Genomic DNA, 18,065 nt, shown 5'->3' with positions numbered 1-18,065 from the left:
CCTCTGGTTACTGCGGCCCGGAGCAGATGCCCTGGACGGTCACCCAGATGTTGTTGTCGGGGGTGGTGCCGCTGGCCACCACCCCGCCGGAATAGCAGCCCTGCGGGAGCTTGTAGTCCGCATTCGCCCGGGCGCCGTCCAGCGAGCCGCTGACCCCGGTGACGTATACGTAGTAGGTGGACGAGTCCGCTGTCACCATTGCCCGGGCTGGCGCGGCCGTGGCCGCCGATGCCGCCGGGGCGGCCAGGGCCACGCCGGCCAGCAAGGCCGCAGTGACCGCAGTGAGCTTGGTCGTCGTGAGCTTTCCGTTCAAGGAATCCTCCCGATCAATTGCCCCACGGCGCACGGTAGTTACGCCGCACACGAGGAACCTAAGACGCAACTTCGCACACCGCAACAGTCGTTGCACCCTGCGCAACCACGTGGTGCCGCGAGGGGCCCAGACTGCATTCAGTGCTCGTGACAAGCGAGGCCGAGCTCGGTACCGAGCGGTGCATCCCTCCCACCCATGGCACCAGGCGAGCGCCCTGACCGAAGGAGGATCACGACGCCGAATAGCGGCCTCCCCGGGCGCGGCCGTGGTGATGGCGGACTCCCTGTGGCCCTAAGGCGTGTTTGAGATGTTGATCTTTATTGTGGAACGATCTTCGGATGGCTCGTGGAGCTCTGGCAGACGAACAGGGAGTGCGGCTGGAGGCGGTGTTACCACCGCTGCCGGTAATGGGACGCAGAGCCGCTCTCATCAGGGTGCACGGCCCGACCCTACCGAGCCGCCCCCATAGGAGCCCTCCGATATTCGAGCCACCCCTCGCACACCTGACCCGCGACGCCTCAACGCCCCATCACGAAGTGCGGGGAGTACTAGCCAGACAAAGGAATTCGCGGAGCGAAGTGGTCCCCGCGCACGCAGGGGTGATCCAAGGAGCTGGTCGGCACGCACCGCGAGCTCAAGTGGTCCCCGCGCCTGCGGGGGTGGTCCCGCAGTGTCCGCCGGGTTGAACGGATGGCGGCGGCAGTGATCCCCGCGCCCGGACGCTGCGGAAGTCATGTGGATCATGATGCCCCTTGAGGCGTACGGTCGGGCCGCGGGCCGCGGGCACCGTGTGCTGCGGCCCGCGGTGCCGTCAGGCCCACAGGTGCGCAAGGACCGAGTGCAAGGCGCGCTGGACCGCCTCGCGTGACTCGTCGCCGGGGTCGCGCGTCTCGAAGCCGTGGTGGCCGTTCGGGACGTCGACCACCTCGACCTCGGCCCCGCAGTGCCTGGCCTCGGCCAGGAACTCCTCTACGGTCGCGGCGATCTCGGCCATCTCCAGCCCCACCCGGGTCAGCACGATCGGCAGGTCGCCCGCCGCACGCACCGCGTCCGCCGGGCGGAACCGGCTCTCGCCGAACCCCCAGTTCGGCAGCGGTGCCATCACCGGGTACGTGGCCGCCAAGCAGCGCAGCCACACCGGCGGAGCACCCAGCCACGGCGCGCAGAGCGGGCCGCCGCCCGAGAAGAACCACAAGGCGATCCGGTCCGCGTCGACCCGGGGATCGGTGCGCAGCAAGTCCACCGCCGCCCTCACGTCTTGCTCCGCGAGCGGATAGTCCGCGAGGTCGTGCAGCCGGTGATCGAGCACCGCGCTGACCACCCCCTGCCCGGCCGCGAGGCGGGCGTACCCGGCGTACATCGGCCAGTCCCTTGGCGTCGGCCGGGTGTCGGCGGGCACCGGGCCGCCGTGGACGAACAGCACTGCGGGCAGCGGCTCATTGCCGGTGGTTGCGGGTACGTACAGGTCGACGTTGCCCGTCCGCTCGCGCGGCACGTCGGGCACGTCCAGGGGGAAAGGCCGCAGGTGCGCAGGGAGTTCGGCACTGGCCGCAGACAGCCGGTGGCCCTGTCCGGCGGCCGCGGCCAGCAGTGCGTCGGCCAGCTCGGCGGGCATGGAGAGCATCGGCCAGTGCCCGGTGGGAAGTTCGAAGAACGACACCCGCGGGTCGACGAAGGCCTGCAGGGCGGGGTGGCCGAGGTTCACCATGTTCTGGACCAGCTCGATGCCCGCCCCGTTGCCGCTGCACAGCACGGCGCTGGTCGGCACGGCTGCCACCGCGCCCGTCAGACGCAGCGGCTGCAGGAGGGTGGCGAGCGGCTGCGGCGCGGCGAGCTGGGTCAGTTCTTCCAGCACCCGCTCGGCGACACCCGCGGTGCTGCCCCACCGCTGCCACTCGGCGGCGTCGGCCGGGGCGGGCAGCAGCCCGGTCGCCGCCTCGCCGCCCAGCTCTGCAAGGCGCGTCAGCTCGTCGCGCAGCGCCTGGTCGGGTACGGCGGCCAGCGCCGGGAGGCCGTCCATCGGCATGCCCGCGTCAACGTAGACGATCCGCTCGATGCGCCCGGCACGCCGGTCGGCGGCGCCGAGCACGGGGTGGATCCCGTAGTCGTGGCCGACAAGCACGAGGTCTCGGTCCGCGCCGACGGCGTCGATCGCCGCGAGGACGTCGGCGATGTGCGTCTCCAGGTCGGTGCCGGGGCCCGCGGCCGCCCGGCGCTCGCCGAGTCCGGTGAGCGTCACCGCATGCGCCTCGGCGCCCGCCGCGGTCAGCCGCGCCGCCGTCTCCTTCCACACGTATGCGCCCGTGAACGTGCCGGATACCAGGATGAACGCGGTCATGGATCTTTCCTCTCCCTCTTGCCGAGACACCCCCTGTGCTCGGTGGTCTGCGCGCGGACGGCACCCCCGTTGGTCCTTGATCGGCCGTCCGCGCTCACCGGTACGGTAGGAACTCCCCCTGAGGGAGGTTCAAGTGTCGTTTTCCCCCGACGGCCTGTGGAGCATCGGTGAACTCGCCGAGCACGCGGGCACCACCGTCAAGACGGTCCGCTTCTACTCCGATGGCGGGCTGCTGCCGGAAGCTGCCCGCAGCTCGGGCGGGCACCGCCGCTACGGTCCGGCCGCGCTGGATCGACTGCGGCTGATCCGTTCGCTGCGCGCGCTGGACCTGCCGCTGCCCGAGGTGCGGCGGATCCTCGACGAGGACGACGGCACGGGCGGGCAGGCGCTGGAGAGGGCCGTCGCGGGGCAACTGCGGGAACTGGGCGACCACATGCGGGCGTTGCGGTGGCGCGAGGCGGGTCTGCGGCTGGTTCAGGAGTGCGCGCCGCAGGAGCGTGCCGACCGGCTGCGGCTGCTCGGCGCGGTGGCCGCCCCGCCGAGCACCGATCCTCTGGTGCGGTTCTGGCGGGCCTGGCTGCCGCCGAGGATGTCGGCGCGCTCCCGCTCGGCGTTCTTCGACGCAGCGGTTCCGGCACCGCCCGAGGATCCGGCGCCCGCGCAGGTGCTGGCCTTCGCCCGGCTCACCGCGTTCGTGACGCAGCCATGTGTCGCGGGCGAGCCGTGCCAGCCGGCGGCGCACACCTCCTCGCCCGACTTCCGTCCCGAAGTGCTGTACGCGGGTCTGGCTGAGGCCTACGAGCTGGCGGGCGCGCAGTTGCGGCGGGGTCGGGCGCCGCGCGCGGGCGAAGCGCTGGACTGCTTCGTCGAGGCGTACGCGGCCTCGCGGCGCACGCGCGACACCCCTGACTTCCGTCGTGCGCTGGGCCCGTGGCTCATGTCGGATCCACGGATCGACACGTACTGGGACCTGGTGGCCGAGGTGACCGGCTCCACGGACGGCCGGCCGGTGGCCACTCCCGGGGTGAGCCACGACTGGCTGCTCGCGGCGCTGACCGCCCAGACCGCCGAAGCGGCTGCCTGAGCGCGAGAGGCATTGCCCTGGTCGAGCCGTTCCACCCGCAACCCGAACCCGTCGCATGCGTCGCGCAAGCCATGCAACGCGCGTGGCTCTTCACCCCCATCCCCCTGACCATCGCCACCGTCTCCTTCGGGCTCGGCGTATACGGTTTGCGCCGCGCCGGAGCGCTGCGACGCGACGGTGCCAACGCCCGGGCCCCGACGGTGCGCCACGACATCAGGCGGAGCAACGAAGGCACCACGCTCCGCTACCCGGTGTTACGTCAACGGATAGTTTGCGAGTCCGGCTTCTGCGACCTGGGGCTGTGACTTGTAGTTTGCGAGCTGTTGCGAGCGTTAACTCGCGAGGAGTTGTTCGGCGGTGGTGGCTCTCGGGGACTGTGATGCAGTGCGGTGGTAGTCGCCAGCAGTTCCCCGCGACGGCCGGTTGCCCGGTCCGGTCAGCACGACAACTGTCGCTCGCTGGACCGGCAAGGAGTCTGACGGTTGGTGCCCAGTTGTCGGCGTACACGGGTAGGTCCCGTGTACGCCGACAACTGGGCAGCACGCAAGCGGTCGTCAACTCGGCGCCTCGTGTCGCCGCCGACTGGCGAGTACGAAGTCGCGGTACTCGTCCTGGGCCTGATTGACCCAGCGGCCGCGAACGGCTCCAGCCACTGAGCCGCGCCCGCAGCCGCCACAGCACACCGTTGAACGCCTGGCGGCGGTCACACCACGGACGGCCACGTCCCCCCTTCTGCGGCAACGGGGGCCAATCCGCTCCCATGCGGCGTCCGTCAACTTGCCTCGCCCTGCATCAAGACCAAAATCAGGTACGCCTGCGGGGGCTCGGTGCGGGCAGGAGCCTGCGCAGTGCCTTCGGGTCGCGTGCGGTGCGCTGGACGGTGCCATCGGGGCGGACCAGCGCCGCTACGGTGCGGCCCCGGCGGAGCCAGCGGTGCAGGGCGGTGCCGGGGGAGGCGGTGACCAGGACACCGCCGCGGTCCTGGACCTCGGCCCGCAGCGCCGGGGTGACGGCTGCGGAGGTGACCAGCGCGAAGCGGCCGGCGGCCAGGTCGTCGAAGCGCTGGCCGTCCGGCAGCTGGGCGTTGGGGCACAGACGTCCCGCGAGGCCGCGCCTGAGCCGCCTGCGGTCCACCAGGGTCGAACGGCGCAGGGCCGGGGTCCGGCTGTCGAGTATGCGGTTGCTCAGACCGGGAACCAGGTGCAGGTGGGGTGCGAGCATGCGGCGCAGCGCGCTGCCGGTGTCCCCGCCTGCGGTCATGGCGGTGCCGACCAGCTTCGCCAGGGTGATCATCGCTCGGGTGTGGGGCTTGCGTTCGGCCTCGTAGCTGTCCAGTACCTGTTCCGGGAGACGGCCGTCGAGGACGGCGGCGAGCTTCCAAGTGAGGTTGGCGGCGTCGCGCAGGCCCGCGCCCATGCCCTGGCCGATGAAGGGCGGGGTGAGGTGGGCGGCGTCGCCGAGCAGGAAGACGCGCCGCTCGCGCCAGTGGTCGGCGATCTGGGCCCGGAAGGTGTACTCCGCCATGCGCATGATCTCCAGTTCGTCCGCGGGGACGTCGCCGGTCCAGGGCCGGATGAGGGGGTGCAGACGGGTCATGTCGGGGTAGTCGTCGGCGCTTTCGCCGGGCAGGAGCTGGAACTCCCAGCGGTAGCGGCGTTCGCTGATGCGCATGTAGGTGGCCGCACGTACCGGGTCGCAGACCTGGTGCACGCCGTCCCACTGGTGCAGGTCGGCGTCGGTGGCGACGTCGACGACCAGCCAGCGTTGTGCGAAGGCCAGGTCGTGCATGGTGGCGCCGACCGTCGAGCGGGTCAGGCTGTTGGCGCCGTCGCATCCGAGCACGTACCGGGCCGTCACGGTGCTGGTCTCGCTGGTGCTCCGGTCGGTGAGCCGTACCCGCACCGGGCCGCCGCCGGACTGCTCGACCGCGGTGACGTCCACGTTGCCGCGCAGGGTGACGGCCGGGTGCCGTTCGAGGTTGGCGCGCAACAGCGCCTCCAGTTGGGGCTGGTCGAACATGTTGGCCTCGGGGTGGCCGTGTCGCCCGAGGTCGGCGCCGCGCCGGAACTCGGCCAGTACCCGCAGGTCGCGGTCAAGGAGCCGCAGGCCGTGGGCGGGGCGGGAGATGGTGGCGAACTGCCTGGCGATGCCGAGTCGGGTGAGCAGCCGGTAGATCTCGTCGTCGAGGTGGACCGCCCGCGGCAGTGGATAGACCGACTGCCAGCGGTCCAGCACGAGGGTCTCGATGCCGTACTGGCCCAGCAGGGTCGCCGCGGTCAGCCCGGTGGGGCCGGCGCCGATCACGGCCACCGGGATGGTGTCGGCGGTCATGACGCCACCGGTCCGGGCGTCACCGGGAACCACGTCCAACGCAGGGCGTACTGGTCGAGGACCGCACTGATGGCCTCACGGTCACCAGTGCCGGGGCCGACGGACACGACGACAGACCCGTCCTCGACCGCGGCGTCGACCTCCACGTCGTGGCCATGACCGGCCAGGGCCTCTGCGACAGCGAGCCGGGTGGCGTCGGACCGCAGGGCGAGCTTGTAGGGCTTGCCGACGTCGGTCACCGGCAGCGCGGCGAGGACGGTGACGGACTTCGGTGCGGCCGCGCGTTCCGGGACGCGCTCGGCGGCCCACTTACGGAGCTCGTCCTCGCTCACGTCCTTCTCCGGGGCGAGGGTCACGTACGCCACCGGGACCTCGCCCGCGTGCGGGTCCGGGCGTCCGACTGCGCCCGCGCCGGTGACGTGCGGGTGGGCGAGCAGCGCGTCCTCGATGACGGCCGGGTCGATGTTGTGGCCGCCGCGGATGATCAGGTCCTTGGCACGGCCGGCCAGGCGGACGAACCCGTCGGCGTCGAGTCGGGCCAGGTCGCCGGTGTCGAGCCAGCCGTCCACGAGCTTGCCGAGGCCGTCGAGGACCGGACGGCCCTGGGTGTCGCGGCCGGTGACGTAGCCGGCGAACACGGTCGGGCCGGCGATCGCCAGCAGGCCGGTCTGCCCGGTGGGCAGCTCCGCCCCCGAATCCGGGTGGACGACCTTCACCCGCTGGTAGGGCATGCGCTGCCCGACCGCGCCGGGGCGCGGCGCGTCGGGGAAACTGCGGGCGCTGGCACAGGTGGCCTCGGTCAGGCCGTAGCCCTCGATCAGCGTCACCCCGGTGCGGGCCTCGAACGCGGTGCGGACGGCGTCGGGCAGCGGCGACGCACCGACCATGGCGTACCGCAGGCTGCTGATGTCCGCCGCGCCGACCGGGCACTGGGCGAGCACCTGGTAGGCGGTCGGCACGGCGCTCATGGCGGTGATGCCGTAGTGCTCGACGATCGACCAGAACTCCCCGTACAGGGCGAGTTCGCGGTAGCCGAGCGGCCCTGCCCACACCACCTGCTGGCCCTTGAACAGCGGCGCGAGCAAGGTCACTACGAGGGCGTTGACGTGGAACAGGGGCAGGGCGGCGAAGACCACCGCGTCGCTGTCGAGCATCGAGTTGGCGGCGATCATCCAGGCGTTGGCGACTTCGCTTTCGTGGGTGTGGGCGGCGAGCTTCGGGGTGCCGGTGGTGCCGCCGGTGTGGAAGAACGCGGCCAGGTCAGCCGGCCGGGGCGGTTCTCCCGTGAATGCGGACGCGTCCTCGGCCTGGGCCAGGTCGGCGAGGTAGGCGATGAGTACCCCGTCGATCCGCGGCAGCGGCGCGGGATCGCCAACTGCCGCCGTGGGCCGAAGCACCAGGACCGCGTCGAGCGCTTCGGCCAACTCGGGCAGCTTCGCCCAGACGTCCGGGGCCAGCTCCGGGCCCGCGGCGACGAGGACCCTGGCACCGGAGCGCTGCAGCAGCTCGGCCAGGTGCGCGGGGGCGAGAGCGCCGTTGAGCGGCGCGGCGATGCCGGCGAGCTGCGCGGCGAGTGTCGCGGGGATGAGTTCGGCGCAGTTGGGCGCCATCAGCGCGACCGGGGCACCGCGGCGGACCCCGAACCGGTGCAGGACGTTGGCATAGCGGTGCACTCCGGCCAGCAGGTCCGCGAAGGTGCACCGCAGCGGCCCGCGCCACCGCTCGGCGTCGGGGAGCACCGTCAGGGCGGTGCGGCCGGGCCAGAGCCGCGCGGCCCGGGCCAGCAGGTCGTAGGTGGAGGCAGGAAGGCCACGGGCCTCAAGCGGCACCGCCTCGATCGCGGCCAGGTCGGAAGGGGCGGCGTAGTGGGGCCACAGCAGTTCGCTCACCGGGCGTACCTCACCGTCGTGCGCTGGCGGCCCAGGTCGAGCGTGCCGTCGTCGGTGGCGACGGATGCCTCCACCAGGTCGCCGTCCCGCAGGTACTTGGGATTCTTGGCCTGGGCCTTGAAAAACAGCCGCCACTTGGTCGCGGCCGGCAGCAGCGAGCCCAGGATCTCGACCGGCTTGGGCGGCGCGCTGAGCGCGGTGCCGACCGGGGTGCCAGTGAGCAGCAGGTCGCCGGGGTCCAGCCGTTGGAAGCCGGTGAGCGCCTGGAGGGCCTTGAGCGGCCGGTGGATCATGTCGGAGGCGGGCATGTCCTGCCGTAGCTCGCCGTTGACCCACAGGCGCAACCGCAGTTCGGCGAACCGGCCGAGGTCGCCCTCCTCCAGCAGCACCAGCGCCGGCCCGGTGGGGGTGAAGGTGGGGTAGGACTTCGCCTCGTAGAACTGGGTCTTGGGCAGTTGCAGGTCCCGGGCGGAGACGTCGTTGGTGACCACGAGGGCGGCGACGTAGTCGGCGAGGTTCGCGGGTGAGACCTCGGTGCCGACCGGGAGCGGTGCGCCGAGGACGAGGCCGATCTCCACCTCGTAGTCGAGCAGCCGCACGTGAGCGGGCTTGACGATGTCCTGGTAGGGGCCGCTGATCGACCCGGACGCCTTGCGGAAGAACGCGAGCGGGACGCTCTTCGGATCAAGGCCCGCATCGGCCGCGTGCGAGACGAAGTTCGCCATCTGGGCCACGACCCGGCAGCCCGGGGTGATCGGGGAGAGCACCGCGAGATCGGCGACCGGCACGCCGGGGTCGGTGCCGTTCACGGCAGCGGTGACGGCGTCCCGGTCGGCCAGCAGTTCGGCGGTGGTGGCGGCCGCGGTCCGGACGCGGACGGCGCGCGGATCACGGACGGCGTACCAGCCGTCGGCTGTGCGCAGGACGTTGACGCTCATCGGTTCGTCGCTTTCATCAGGCCCAGCAGGCGGCCGGGGTCGATCTCGTTGTCGGCGCGCAGTGCGCGCACGACTTCGCGGATCAGGGCGGGGGTGGGGTTGGCGCCGAGGAAGTCGCGGGTGGCGGGCGGGCCCCACTGGGCCAGGCCGCTGGCGGACATCGGGGCCCAGCCGGGTTCCAGGTCGCAGGAGAACAGGTCACCGTCGGCGAAGTGCTCGACCATCAGCTTGTCCGGGTCGCGCCAGTAGTCGAAGAGCTGACTGCCCTGGATGTGCCGGCCGATGCCCCAGCTGCGCTTGTAGCCGCGCTCGGCGAGGTACTGCCCGCCGGCGGCGATCGCGTCGAGGTCGGTGACCTGGTAGGCGGAGTGGACGTAGCCGGTGCGCGGGCCCAGGTGCATCGCGAGGGTGTGGTGGTCGACCGGCGTGCTGCCCTGGTCGCAGCGGATGAACGCCATGGTGGGCCCGCGTCCGCGCTGGCCGTCCAGGAACAGGAAGTCGCTGACGATCAGGCCGAGGGTCTCCAGGTACCAGTCCAGGGCCCGGCTGAACCTCGGCGTCTCCAGCACGACGTGGCCCAGCCGCTGGATGCGGGCCGGTTCGCGCGGCGGGCGCTGGGTGGCATTGGTCCGGGCCCGTTCCCCGCCGAAGTTGAGCAGGAGCGGGGGCTGTTCGGGCAGGGCCGGGAGCTGCTCGGTGCCGTGGACGACGCGGACCGGGAGGCCGGACGGGTCGACCAGGTCCACGACCTGCCCGCCGCCGAACTCCCCGAGGTCGCGGACCGGATGGCCGGTGGCTCGCGCCAGGCGGTCCAGGTCCGCGCGCTCGGCGGCCCGGAACACCGGCCCCAGGAACCGCGAGGTGCGGCCGCACCGCACAACCACGCACGCCGAGCCGGGCAGCGTGCCGCGCAGGTACAACGCCTGGCCGGTACGCGCGGCGACGGCGAAGCCGAAGTCGCGGGCGAACACCTCGGCGCGGGCCAGGTCGGGCTTCTCGAACTCCAGCCAGGCCAGGTCCGCCACCTTGATCACGGGCTGCCGGGCGCGGCCGGGGTGCTCCCCGCGCAGCGCCCCGTGCTCGCTGTGCAGGTCCTGGTGGGCGGTGGTGTGCCCGGGCGGGCGGGCACGGTCGTTCGGCATGGGGGCTCCGTCAGGGGTGGCTCACACGGACACGCTTCTGATGAGAAGCTCTGAACTGATAGAAGCATCAGTCTTGCCGGAGTAATCGTCAAGTGTCAGAGTGATGGAGTCATCAGATCTGAATGCCGCCTAGACTGGCGCTATGCCGAACCAGCTCGACACCACTGACGGCCCCGCGAGTACCAACCGCTTCGAGCGCCGCCGTGCGCGCACCCGCCAGGCGCTGATCGCCGCCGCGCGGCAGATCCTCGCCGAGACCGGCGAGACCTCGGCGAGCATCCAGGAGATCGCCGAACGCGCCGACGTGGGCTTCGGCACGTTCTACAACCACTTCGAGACCAAGAACGACCTGTTCGACGCCGCGGTCGGCGACGCCCTGGAGGAGTACGGCCAGCTGCTCGACAGCGTCACCGAAGGCATCGACGACCCGGCCGCGGTCTTCGCCACCAGCGTCCGCCTCACGCTGCGGCTGGCCGCCTCGCACCCCGAGATCACCCAGATCCTGCGCCTGCGCGGCCTGCCGCACATCAACGCCGCCACCGGGCTCGGGCCGCGCGCCCTGCGCGACCTGGAGGTCGGCAAGGCGTCCGGCCGCTTCACCTTCGAAGATCCGCTGGTGGCCCTGTCCGCGGTCGGCGGCGCGCTGATCGGCCTGCTCCAGCTCAACTCGGCGCGCGACCTCGGCGCAGAGGCCGGCGAGCAGATGGCCGAGATGATCCTGCGTATGCTCGGGCTCCCCGCGGAGGAGGCCCACGAGATTTCCGTCCGCCCCCTGCCCGACCTACCCTGACCCCGTCGGTCCGCCGACCCCGCGCCCGCCCAGGCCCCCGCACCGTTCCACGGTGCGGGGGCCTGCCGCATCCCCAACCTTGTGGGGCGCACCCGTGAGCCGCGGCTGATCGTCACATCGTAACTGATGACAACATCAGTTACGATGGATGGCATGAAGATGCTCGAGTACAGCAACTCCCCTGCCCGAACAAGTCGTGGCGGCCAGAGCGACGTGCTCTTCGCCATGTGCCTCTCCCTCGTGCTGGTCGTGGCCTCGGTCTCCGCGCTGAACCTCGCGATGCCGAACCTCGCCGTGGAACTGGGCGCCACCAACTCGGCGCTGACCTGGATCGCCGACGGCTACACCGTGGCGCTGGCCGCGCTGGTCCTGCCGCTGGGCGCGCTCGGTGACCGGATCGGGCGCCGCAAGGTCCTGATCGCCGGGAACGTCGTCTTCGGCGCAGCCGCGGTCTTCGCGGCCTGCTCCTCCTCCACCTCGCACCTGATCGTGTGCCGGGTGGTGATGGGCCTCGGCGCGGCCATGATCATGCCGGGGACGCTGTCGACGATCACCGCGGTCCTGCCCAAGGACAGGAAGGACCGCGGGGTCGCGATCTGGTCCGGCTTCGCCGCAGCCGGGGCCATCATCGGCATGCTCGCCGCCGGCGGCCTGCTGGAGCAGTTCTCCTGGAAGTCGATCTTCTGGACCAGCGCCGCCACCGCCACGGTGTGCGCGCTCGCCGCGCTGCTGCTGGCCCCGGAGACGCGCAGCTCGGTGCGGGAACGTTTCGACTTCCCCGGGTCGGCCACCACCGCGCTGACGGTGGGGGCACTGGTCTACGGGATCATCGAGGGCAACGACCGGGGCTGGAGCCGCCCGGAGGTCATCGCCGCGTTCGCGGTCGCCGTGGTGGCGTTGGCCGCTTACGTGGTCCTGGGCCTGCGAAGCCGCCACCCGCTGCTGGACCCGCGCCTGTTCAAACTGCGCGGCTTCGGCGCGGGCACGCTGGCGATCCTGGTGCAGTTCATGGCCGTCTTCGGGTTCTTCTTCGTCGGTCTGCAGTTCCTCCAACTGATCTTCGGCTACAGCCCGCTGCACAGCGCGGTCGCACTGATACCGGTCGCGGCCGTCGTCCTGCCCACCTCAGTGGTCACACCGCGCCTGGCCCAGCGCCTGGGCGTCAAGGCGGTCATGCCCGCAGGCCTGCTGTGTCTGGCCGGCGGCATGTTCTGGCTGACCCGCCTGCACACCGACAGCGGCTACCTACCCTTCCTCGGCGCCCTGGTCCTCGCCGGGGCCGGTATCGGCCTGACCAGTGCCACCGGCACCAGCTCCATCGTCGACTCCCTCGGCCCCGACAGCCAGGGGGTGGCCTCGGCCATGAACGACACCGCCCGCGAGGTCGGCTCCGCGATCGGCATCGCGTTGATGGGCTCGGTGTTCTCCAGCCACTACCGCTCCGCACTGCCCGACGACCTGTCCCGCCTGCCCGCCCAGGTCACCGAGACCGTGCACCACTCCGCCGCCGGCGGACTCGAAGTCGCGGCCCGCCTCGGCGCCCAGGGGCCCGCGCTGGCCGCCGCCGTCCGCGACGCCTTCATGTCCGGCTTCACCTCCGCGATGGAAGTGATCGCAGCGATTCTGGCGGTCGCCGCCATCGCCTGCGCCGCGATCGCACCGCGCCTCGGCCGGAAGGCCAACGCCGCAGCCCCGCAGCCCCACTGGTCCGCCGAGCCCGAGCCCGAGGCCACCACAAGGCAGCAGGCCACAGCCCTGGGCAGGGACACGGACGTACTCAACGCGTCCACCGCAGACCGGCCGTAGCGGGCGGGATCACGACGATCGCGAAGCGGCGGCCAAGCGGACGGCGGCGACACCGAGTAAGTGATCGCCCTCACCCGCCGTGCGTCCGACGCCGAGGTACTGCACCAGCCCGGCTTCGGCCCCGACCTGCGGATGTGCGAACGCCGCCAAAGCCTTGCCGAGCGTCGCTCATGCCGGTCTTCGTCGTGCCATGGCGGGGAACGCCTGGTTCGACCTCCTCGACGGCGACGGTGCCACCATGGGGACCTACTTCGTCGACGAGGTCACCGTCACCGGCGTCACGTCCTCGGCTCGCGCAGCCGGACTTGTCGACCTCACGGTAACGCTGTGGTGTGAGGATGCCTTGCCCGGAGCGGAACGCGTGTGGGTCCTGCTGAGCACCGGTCAGCTGAACCGCACCGGTATGCGGCACGACCTCGCACCCGAGGACAGATCTTCTGGTCGGCCAGCAGGACGAAAGCGCACTCGGCTTCGGCTGTACCCGATCCTGATGCGAAGTACGGGGAGGCTAAACGGCGGCTGTCTCAAGCCTCCTCACGCGGCAACTCCATGACGGGAAGAGGGACGGCGCCAGGACCCGGCACAACACCCACCGGTCAAGTGCGTGCCCGGCTTCAGAGCGTGCCGCCGACGCCGCCCTTGATCAGCGCAGACATCGCGCCGATAGTCGCTTTGGTGCCATCTCCGGTGACGTACACGACCGCCGTCCGCGAACCGTCTGCCGTGACGCCTGCCCAGGCGTGGTAGCCGAGTAGTTCGCCGAAGTGGGAGTAGTAGCTGCCACCGCCGGGGAGCGGCAGTTCGGCGAGGCCGAGTCCGTACCGTGCGCCGTCGATGCCGAGTCCGGGCGACGGGACGGTGGTGGTCATCTCGGCGAGCCGCGCTGGGGGTAGTAGTTCGCCGCCGAGCAGTGCAGCGTAGAAGCGGCCGAGGTCGCGGACGCTGCTGATGAGTGCACCGGAGCCGACAGCCATGCTGGGATTGAGGAGCGTGACGTCGAGCGGCCTCCCGCGGCCTCGGGGTCATCGCCCGGTCGGCAAGCTGTTCGGCGGTGGCGTGCCCGGCGGCCTGTGACCGCCGGGCCGTGAGGAAGCCGGGAGGAGGTGACCGATATCGCTCAGCGGCAGGCCACTCCAGGGCGGCATCGGCCGTAGCGGGATGGCCGCTCGGATGGTGCCTAGTCCGCGCTGCTTTACGACCGGGGCCGGGGAGGTGCTGCAGCACCGTCGGTGGGGTCCTGGAGCTGTCCGGGGGTGACACGCGGCTCGACGCCGGTCAGCTCACGACTCACGTCCCACAGCCGCGCCGCGACAAAGGAGTCGGCCAGGTGGTTCCACAGCGGTTCGGGTCGGGGCTCACCGCGCAGGCCGAAGACACGCGGTCCCCACAGTCGCCCCCCGCGCACGGCCGGGTCGAGCACCGCGCGGACGGCCGGCCACGCACCGGCGTGCTTGCCCTGGAGGAGAAGGGCAGCGGGTGCCGCGCCCAGCCGCGCGCCGGTCCCCCGCACATGGAGGGGCGGCCGCGAAGGGGTGAGGGAGTCCAGCGCGCCGCCGGGGTGGACCACCACGCTCGTCACCGTGCTGCCCACAGCACGCAGGCGGCGGTCGAGGTCGACGCCGAAGTACATCTGTGCCAGCTTGGACCGACCGTAGGTGCGCTTGGGCCGGTAGTCCTGCCGCGACTCCAGGTCGTCCAGGTCGAGCCGCTCGGACTTCGCCGCGAAGCTGCCCATGGTCACCACACGGGCCGCCGGAGCCGCCGACAGCAACGGCATCAGCCACCGGGTCAACGCGAAGTGCCCGAGGTGGTTGGTGCCGAACATGAGCTCGTGTCCGTCCCCGGTCTCCTGGCGCGGCGGGTCGTCGAGCGCGACGCCCGCGTTGTGGACCACCGCGTCGAGGCGTTTCACCTCCAGCGAGTCCGCGACGGCGCGCAGCGACGGGAGGTCGGCGAGGTCCAGCCGTACGGCCCGCACCCGCGCCCCGGCCACACGTCCGCGTATCGACGCCGTGGCCCTTTCGGCCTTCGCCGGATCGCGGCTGCCGAGTACGACGGTTGCTCCGGTTGCCGACAACTGCTCCGCGACGAAGTAGCCGATCCCGGCGTTGCCGCCGGTGACCAGGAAGACACTGCCGTCTGCACGCGGCAGCCGGTGCACGTTCCACGGCGGGAAGGGCGGGACGGAGGAGGGGGCGGACGGCGTCACAACGGGGCTCCCTTGCTGGTGACGACGGCTGCCGTCGACCGGCAACCACTGACCACCGTCTCAGCGGCCACCGACACATCGCCGATGAACCACCGACAGCCCCCGACGCGAACCGGCCTCAGAAGGTGCTGGGCGGCAGCGGGAGGGGCAGCCCGGGCAGGCCGTCGATGCTCTGCGCGATGTGCTCCTTCTTGGCGAAGTACGCGCTCAGCGACGCGTCGTCCTCACGGCAGAAGCGCTTGCCGTGCAGGTCGCGCTCCTCGTCGTACGACATGAAGGGCACCGCGTACCCGCAGGAGTCACGGACGAGTTCGGCCGTCACCACGATGATCGCGCGCAGCCCGTGCAGGGCCGGGTCGATGTCCGGGAAGTGTGCGAGCAGTTGCGTGAAGCGCGCGTCGTCGCGGAAGACCGGTTCGCCCCGGCCGTGTACGCGAACGATGTTGGGCGGCCCCTGGAAGGCACACCACATCAGTGTGATCCGGCCGTTCTCCCGCAGGTGCGCGATCGTCTCCGCGGTGCTGCCGGCGAAGTCCAGGTAGGCGACCCGCTCCTCGTCGAGCACCACGAAGGAGCCCTTGAGGCCCTTCGGGGAGAGGTTGACCGTGCCGTCGCCGGTCAGCGGAGCGGTCGCGGTGAAGAAGATCGGCTGCTGCTCTATGAAGGTGCGCAGGCGGCCGTCGATGCGTTCGTAGGTCTTTCCCATGTCTAAGGATTACGTAAGGAAACCGTTCGGCTGTCTAACGACCCTGCGAGCTCTATCCGACCCGGGACGGTCACCCTCCCTACGGGCGCGGCGAGTTGCCGCCGATCACGACCTCTCAGCCGCACTCACCGCGCCGCCACCCGCTCTACTGGTGCGTCGGCTTCCTCGTGACCCGTCGGGCCACCACCGCGACGGCCAGGATCGTCGCGCCGAGGAGGAGTCCGATCATCCCGAGCACTCCGGCGGGCTGCCACGACTCACCCGCTGCCGTGTCCGTGGCGCAGGCACCGACCAGGAGAAGTACGGACAGGGCGGAGACCACCGCACCGACGCTCCACAGCGTCCTGCCCAGGACAATCTCCGTGCGCGAGGGGCCATCGGTCGGCCGAGTGGAGGACGCGCTCTCAGGGGTGCTCATGGGGGGCTCCTTGTGGTTGTGGTGGTTTTGGTAGTGGCCTGGCAACACATCCATCCTCAGCGCTCGCGTACGCGCAGGCGTCAGCCTGGGAGACGGCTTTGCGCTCTTCCAAAGGCATAGGGAAGCGGTGCGGTCTCTGTCCAAGAGCAGAGGCCACGGGCCGGGACGCGGCTCATGGCCGGGCGACGCGAGCCGGCCCCCTCCCCCGCCCCCGCTGCCCCACCGCCTCACCCCGCGTCGGTATGCGCCCCGGTCGCGGGGAGTTCCACCGTGACGCGGATCCCTCCGGCGGGGCGCGGAGTGAGGGTGAGGGTTCCGTTGTGTGCGTGGGTGATGGTCTTGACGATGGCCAGGCCGAGACCGACACCGGCGTGATCGGTGTGTACGCGTTCGGTGCCGCGCTGGAACGGTTCGGTGAGGGTCGCGGCCCGCTCCGCCGTGACCTGCTCACCGGTGTTCTCGACGGTGAGCACCACGCTCTCGGGGCGGAGGGTGGTGGTGACCCATAGGGTCCCCTGTTCGGGCAGGTTGTGGACGATCGCGTTGTGCACGAGGTTCGTGGTCAGCTGCAGCAGGAGCGTGGGCGATCCGGTCGTGGGGGTGATGTCGCCACTGGTCTCGATGGTGACGTCGCGCCGGTCTGCGAGAGGCAGGAGTGTTTCGGTGGCCTCCTCCGCCAGGAGGGACAGGTCGACGAGCTCTGGGGTGAAGGACCGCTGGTCGGCCCGGCTGAGCAGGAGCAGTGCCTCGGTGAGGTCGATCGCCCGGGTGTTGACCGCCTGGAGGCGTTCGAGGAGTTCGGCGGTGTCGCGTTGGGGATCGGTGCGGGCCACGTCGAGGAGGGCCTTGGAGATCGCCAGCGGGGTACGCAGCTCGTGAGAAGCGTTGGCGGCGAACCGCTGCTGTTCGGCGACGTGTGCTTCGAGGCGTTCGAGCATGACGTCGAAGGCGTCGGCGAGTTCGCGGAACTCGTCCTTGCGGCCCGGCAGCCGGATGCGGTGGGAAAGCGATCCATGGGTGGCCGTGCGGGTGGCATCGGCGATGCGGGTCAGCGGGGCGAGCATGCGCCCGGCGAGGATCCACCCTCCCACGAGGCCGAAGAGCAGCAGGAACGCCAGCACCGCGGCCGCCCTGGGGGCGAAGACGTCCAGGAGGGCCGAGCGGACGGGAAAGACACCACCCGAGAACTCGTCATCGGGGTTGATGAGCATCGCGCGGTCGGGAACGTACCGCAGGAGGAACACCCATACCGCTCCGAGCAGCAGAATGCCGGCCACCATCAGGAATCCGGCGTAGCTGAGGGTGAGTTTGAGGCGCACGCTCACCCCGGGCGCCCTATCCACGCGCGTCTCCCCCGGGTCCGGGCTGCGGCGGGGCGTCGATGCGGTAGCCGACGCCGGGCACCGTGGCGATGATCCACGGTTCGCCGAGCCGCTTGCGCAGGGCCGAGACGGTGATGCGTACGGCGTTGGTGAACGGGTCGGCGTTCTCGTCCCAGGCACGCTCCAGGAGTTCCTCGGCGCTGACGACCCCGCCTTCGGCGGCGACGAGGACATCGAGCACGGCGAACTGCTTCCTGGTCAGCGCGACGAAGCGGCCGCCTCGGTAGACCTCTCGGCGGAACGGGTCCACCCGCAGCCCCGCGAGTTCCCGCACGGGCGGTCTGCTGTGGGCGCGCCTGCGGTCGAGCGCTCGCAGCCTGAGCACCAGCTCTCGCAGCTCGAAGGGTTTAGTGAGGTAGTCGTCGGCGCCGAGTGCGAACCCGGAGGCCTTGTCGTCCATGCGGTCGGCGGCGGTGAGCATGAGGATCGGCATACCGCTGCCGGAGGCGACGATGCGCCCGGCGATCTCGTCACCCGACGGCCCGGGGATGTCGCGGTCGAGAACGGCGATGTCGTAGGTGTTGATGCTCAGCAGTTCCAGAGCGGTGTCTCCGTCGCCTGCGAGGTCGGCGGCGATCGCTTCCAGGCGCAGCCCGTCCCGGATCGCTTCTGCCAGCAAGGGCTCGTCCTCGACGATCAACACGCGCATGGAATCGATGCTACGAGCCGCCGCATATCGTCGGCGTATCGAAATCCGCATACGTGCGCGCAACAGGGTG

Annotated in this window: 15 protein-coding genes and 2 pseudogenes; 4 read left to right on the top strand and 13 right to left on the bottom strand. The window is 71.2% G+C overall.

Going from position 1 to position 18,065, the window contains the following annotated elements; translation table 11 throughout:
- Positions 1–7: 7 nt before the first annotated feature.
- A complete protein-coding gene (locus BX283_RS38100; protein WP_101391926.1) occupies positions 8–313 on the bottom strand; it encodes a hypothetical protein in 306 nt (101 codons plus the stop codon).
- A gap of 811 nt (positions 314–1,124) precedes the next feature.
- On the bottom strand, positions 1,125–2,651 hold the full coding sequence (locus tag BX283_RS38095) for an alpha/beta fold hydrolase (RefSeq protein WP_101391925.1): 1,527 nt from the start codon (positions 2,649–2,651) through the stop codon (positions 1,125–1,127).
- A 133-nt stretch (positions 2,652–2,784) separates the two neighbouring features.
- Here BX283_RS38095 and BX283_RS38090 point away from each other — a divergent pair, with 133 nt between their 5' ends.
- Together BX283_RS38090 and BX283_RS40930 are read left to right on the top strand one after the other, a co-directional pair.
- Positions 2,785–3,735: a MerR family transcriptional regulator gene (locus BX283_RS38090; RefSeq protein ID WP_101391924.1), complete on the top strand. Its 951-nt coding sequence runs from the start codon at positions 2,785–2,787 to the stop codon at positions 3,733–3,735.
- A 71-nt stretch (positions 3,736–3,806) separates the two neighbouring features.
- A complete protein-coding gene (locus BX283_RS40930) occupies positions 3,807–4,040 on the top strand; it encodes a hypothetical protein (RefSeq protein ID WP_180356963.1) in 234 nt (77 codons plus the stop codon).
- Between the two features lie 358 nt (positions 4,041–4,398).
- Here the strand turns inward: BX283_RS40930 and BX283_RS38085 are convergent.
- From BX283_RS38085 to BX283_RS38065, 5 genes and pseudogenes are all read right to left on the bottom strand, one after another.
- Positions 4,399–4,511, bottom strand: a pseudogene (locus tag BX283_RS38085) (transposase); the annotation flags it as partial.
- A gap of 28 nt (positions 4,512–4,539) precedes the next feature.
- Positions 4,540–6,066: a bifunctional 3-(3-hydroxy-phenyl)propionate/3-hydroxycinnamic acid hydroxylase gene (locus tag BX283_RS38080; protein ID WP_101391923.1), complete on the bottom strand. Its 1,527-nt coding sequence runs from the start codon at positions 6,064–6,066 to the stop codon at positions 4,540–4,542.
- Complete coding sequence (locus BX283_RS38075) at positions 6,063–7,955, bottom strand: acyl-CoA synthetase (protein WP_101391922.1); 1,893 nt, start codon at positions 7,953–7,955, stop codon at positions 6,063–6,065. The genes BX283_RS38080 and BX283_RS38075 overlap by 4 nt, the downstream gene beginning before the upstream one ends.
- Positions 7,952–8,893 carry a fumarylacetoacetate hydrolase family protein gene (locus BX283_RS38070; protein ID WP_101391921.1) on the bottom strand — a complete coding sequence of 314 codons (942 nt, stop codon included), beginning with the start codon at positions 8,891–8,893 and terminating at the stop codon, positions 7,952–7,954. The genes BX283_RS38075 and BX283_RS38070 overlap by 4 nt, the downstream gene beginning before the upstream one ends.
- Positions 8,890–10,035, bottom strand: coding sequence for a VOC family protein (locus BX283_RS38065; protein WP_101391920.1), 1,146 nt, complete (start codon positions 10,033–10,035; stop codon positions 8,890–8,892). The genes BX283_RS38070 and BX283_RS38065 overlap by 4 nt, the downstream gene beginning before the upstream one ends.
- A gap of 142 nt (positions 10,036–10,177) precedes the next feature.
- On the opposite strand from BX283_RS38065, the gene BX283_RS38060 reads away from it, so the two are divergent.
- Together BX283_RS38060 and BX283_RS38055 are read left to right on the top strand one after the other, a co-directional pair.
- Positions 10,178–10,825 carry a TetR/AcrR family transcriptional regulator gene (locus BX283_RS38060; RefSeq protein ID WP_101391919.1) on the top strand — a complete coding sequence of 216 codons (648 nt, stop codon included), beginning with the start codon at positions 10,178–10,180 and terminating at the stop codon, positions 10,823–10,825.
- Positions 10,826–10,978: 153 nt separating this feature from the next.
- A complete protein-coding gene (locus BX283_RS38055) occupies positions 10,979–12,631 on the top strand; it encodes an MFS transporter (RefSeq protein WP_101391918.1) in 1,653 nt (550 codons plus the stop codon).
- 614 nt (positions 12,632–13,245) lie between these two features.
- Here BX283_RS38055 and BX283_RS38045 read toward each other — a convergent pair.
- The 6 genes and pseudogenes from BX283_RS38045 to BX283_RS38020 all read right to left on the bottom strand — a co-directional run.
- A pseudogene (locus BX283_RS38045) lies at positions 13,246–13,647 on the bottom strand (serine hydrolase); the annotation flags it as partial.
- Between the two features lie 176 nt (positions 13,648–13,823).
- A complete protein-coding gene (locus tag BX283_RS38040; protein ID WP_101391917.1) occupies positions 13,824–14,840 on the bottom strand; it encodes an SDR family NAD(P)-dependent oxidoreductase in 1,017 nt (338 codons plus the stop codon).
- 118 nt (positions 14,841–14,958) lie between these two features.
- Complete coding sequence (locus BX283_RS38035) at positions 14,959–15,546, bottom strand: pyridoxamine 5'-phosphate oxidase family protein (protein WP_101391916.1); 588 nt, start codon at positions 15,544–15,546, stop codon at positions 14,959–14,961.
- 145 nt (positions 15,547–15,691) lie between these two features.
- Positions 15,692–15,964 carry a hypothetical protein gene (locus BX283_RS38030; RefSeq protein WP_101391915.1) on the bottom strand — a complete coding sequence of 91 codons (273 nt, stop codon included), beginning with the start codon at positions 15,962–15,964 and terminating at the stop codon, positions 15,692–15,694.
- 227 nt (positions 15,965–16,191) lie between these two features.
- Positions 16,192–17,289: a HAMP domain-containing sensor histidine kinase gene (locus BX283_RS38025; protein WP_101391914.1), complete on the bottom strand. Its 1,098-nt coding sequence runs from the start codon at positions 17,287–17,289 to the stop codon at positions 16,192–16,194.
- Positions 17,290–17,299: 10 nt separating this feature from the next.
- Entirely contained in the window at positions 17,300–17,995 is a 696-nt protein-coding gene (locus BX283_RS38020) for a response regulator transcription factor (RefSeq protein ID WP_101391913.1), read from the bottom strand.
- Between the last annotated feature and the right edge of the window lie 70 nt (positions 17,996–18,065).

Source organism: Streptomyces sp. TLI_146, assembly GCF_002846415.1.
Classification (GTDB): domain Bacteria; phylum Actinomycetota; class Actinomycetes; order Streptomycetales; family Streptomycetaceae; genus Streptomyces.
This window is presented reverse-complemented; position numbering and strand designations above follow the sequence as displayed.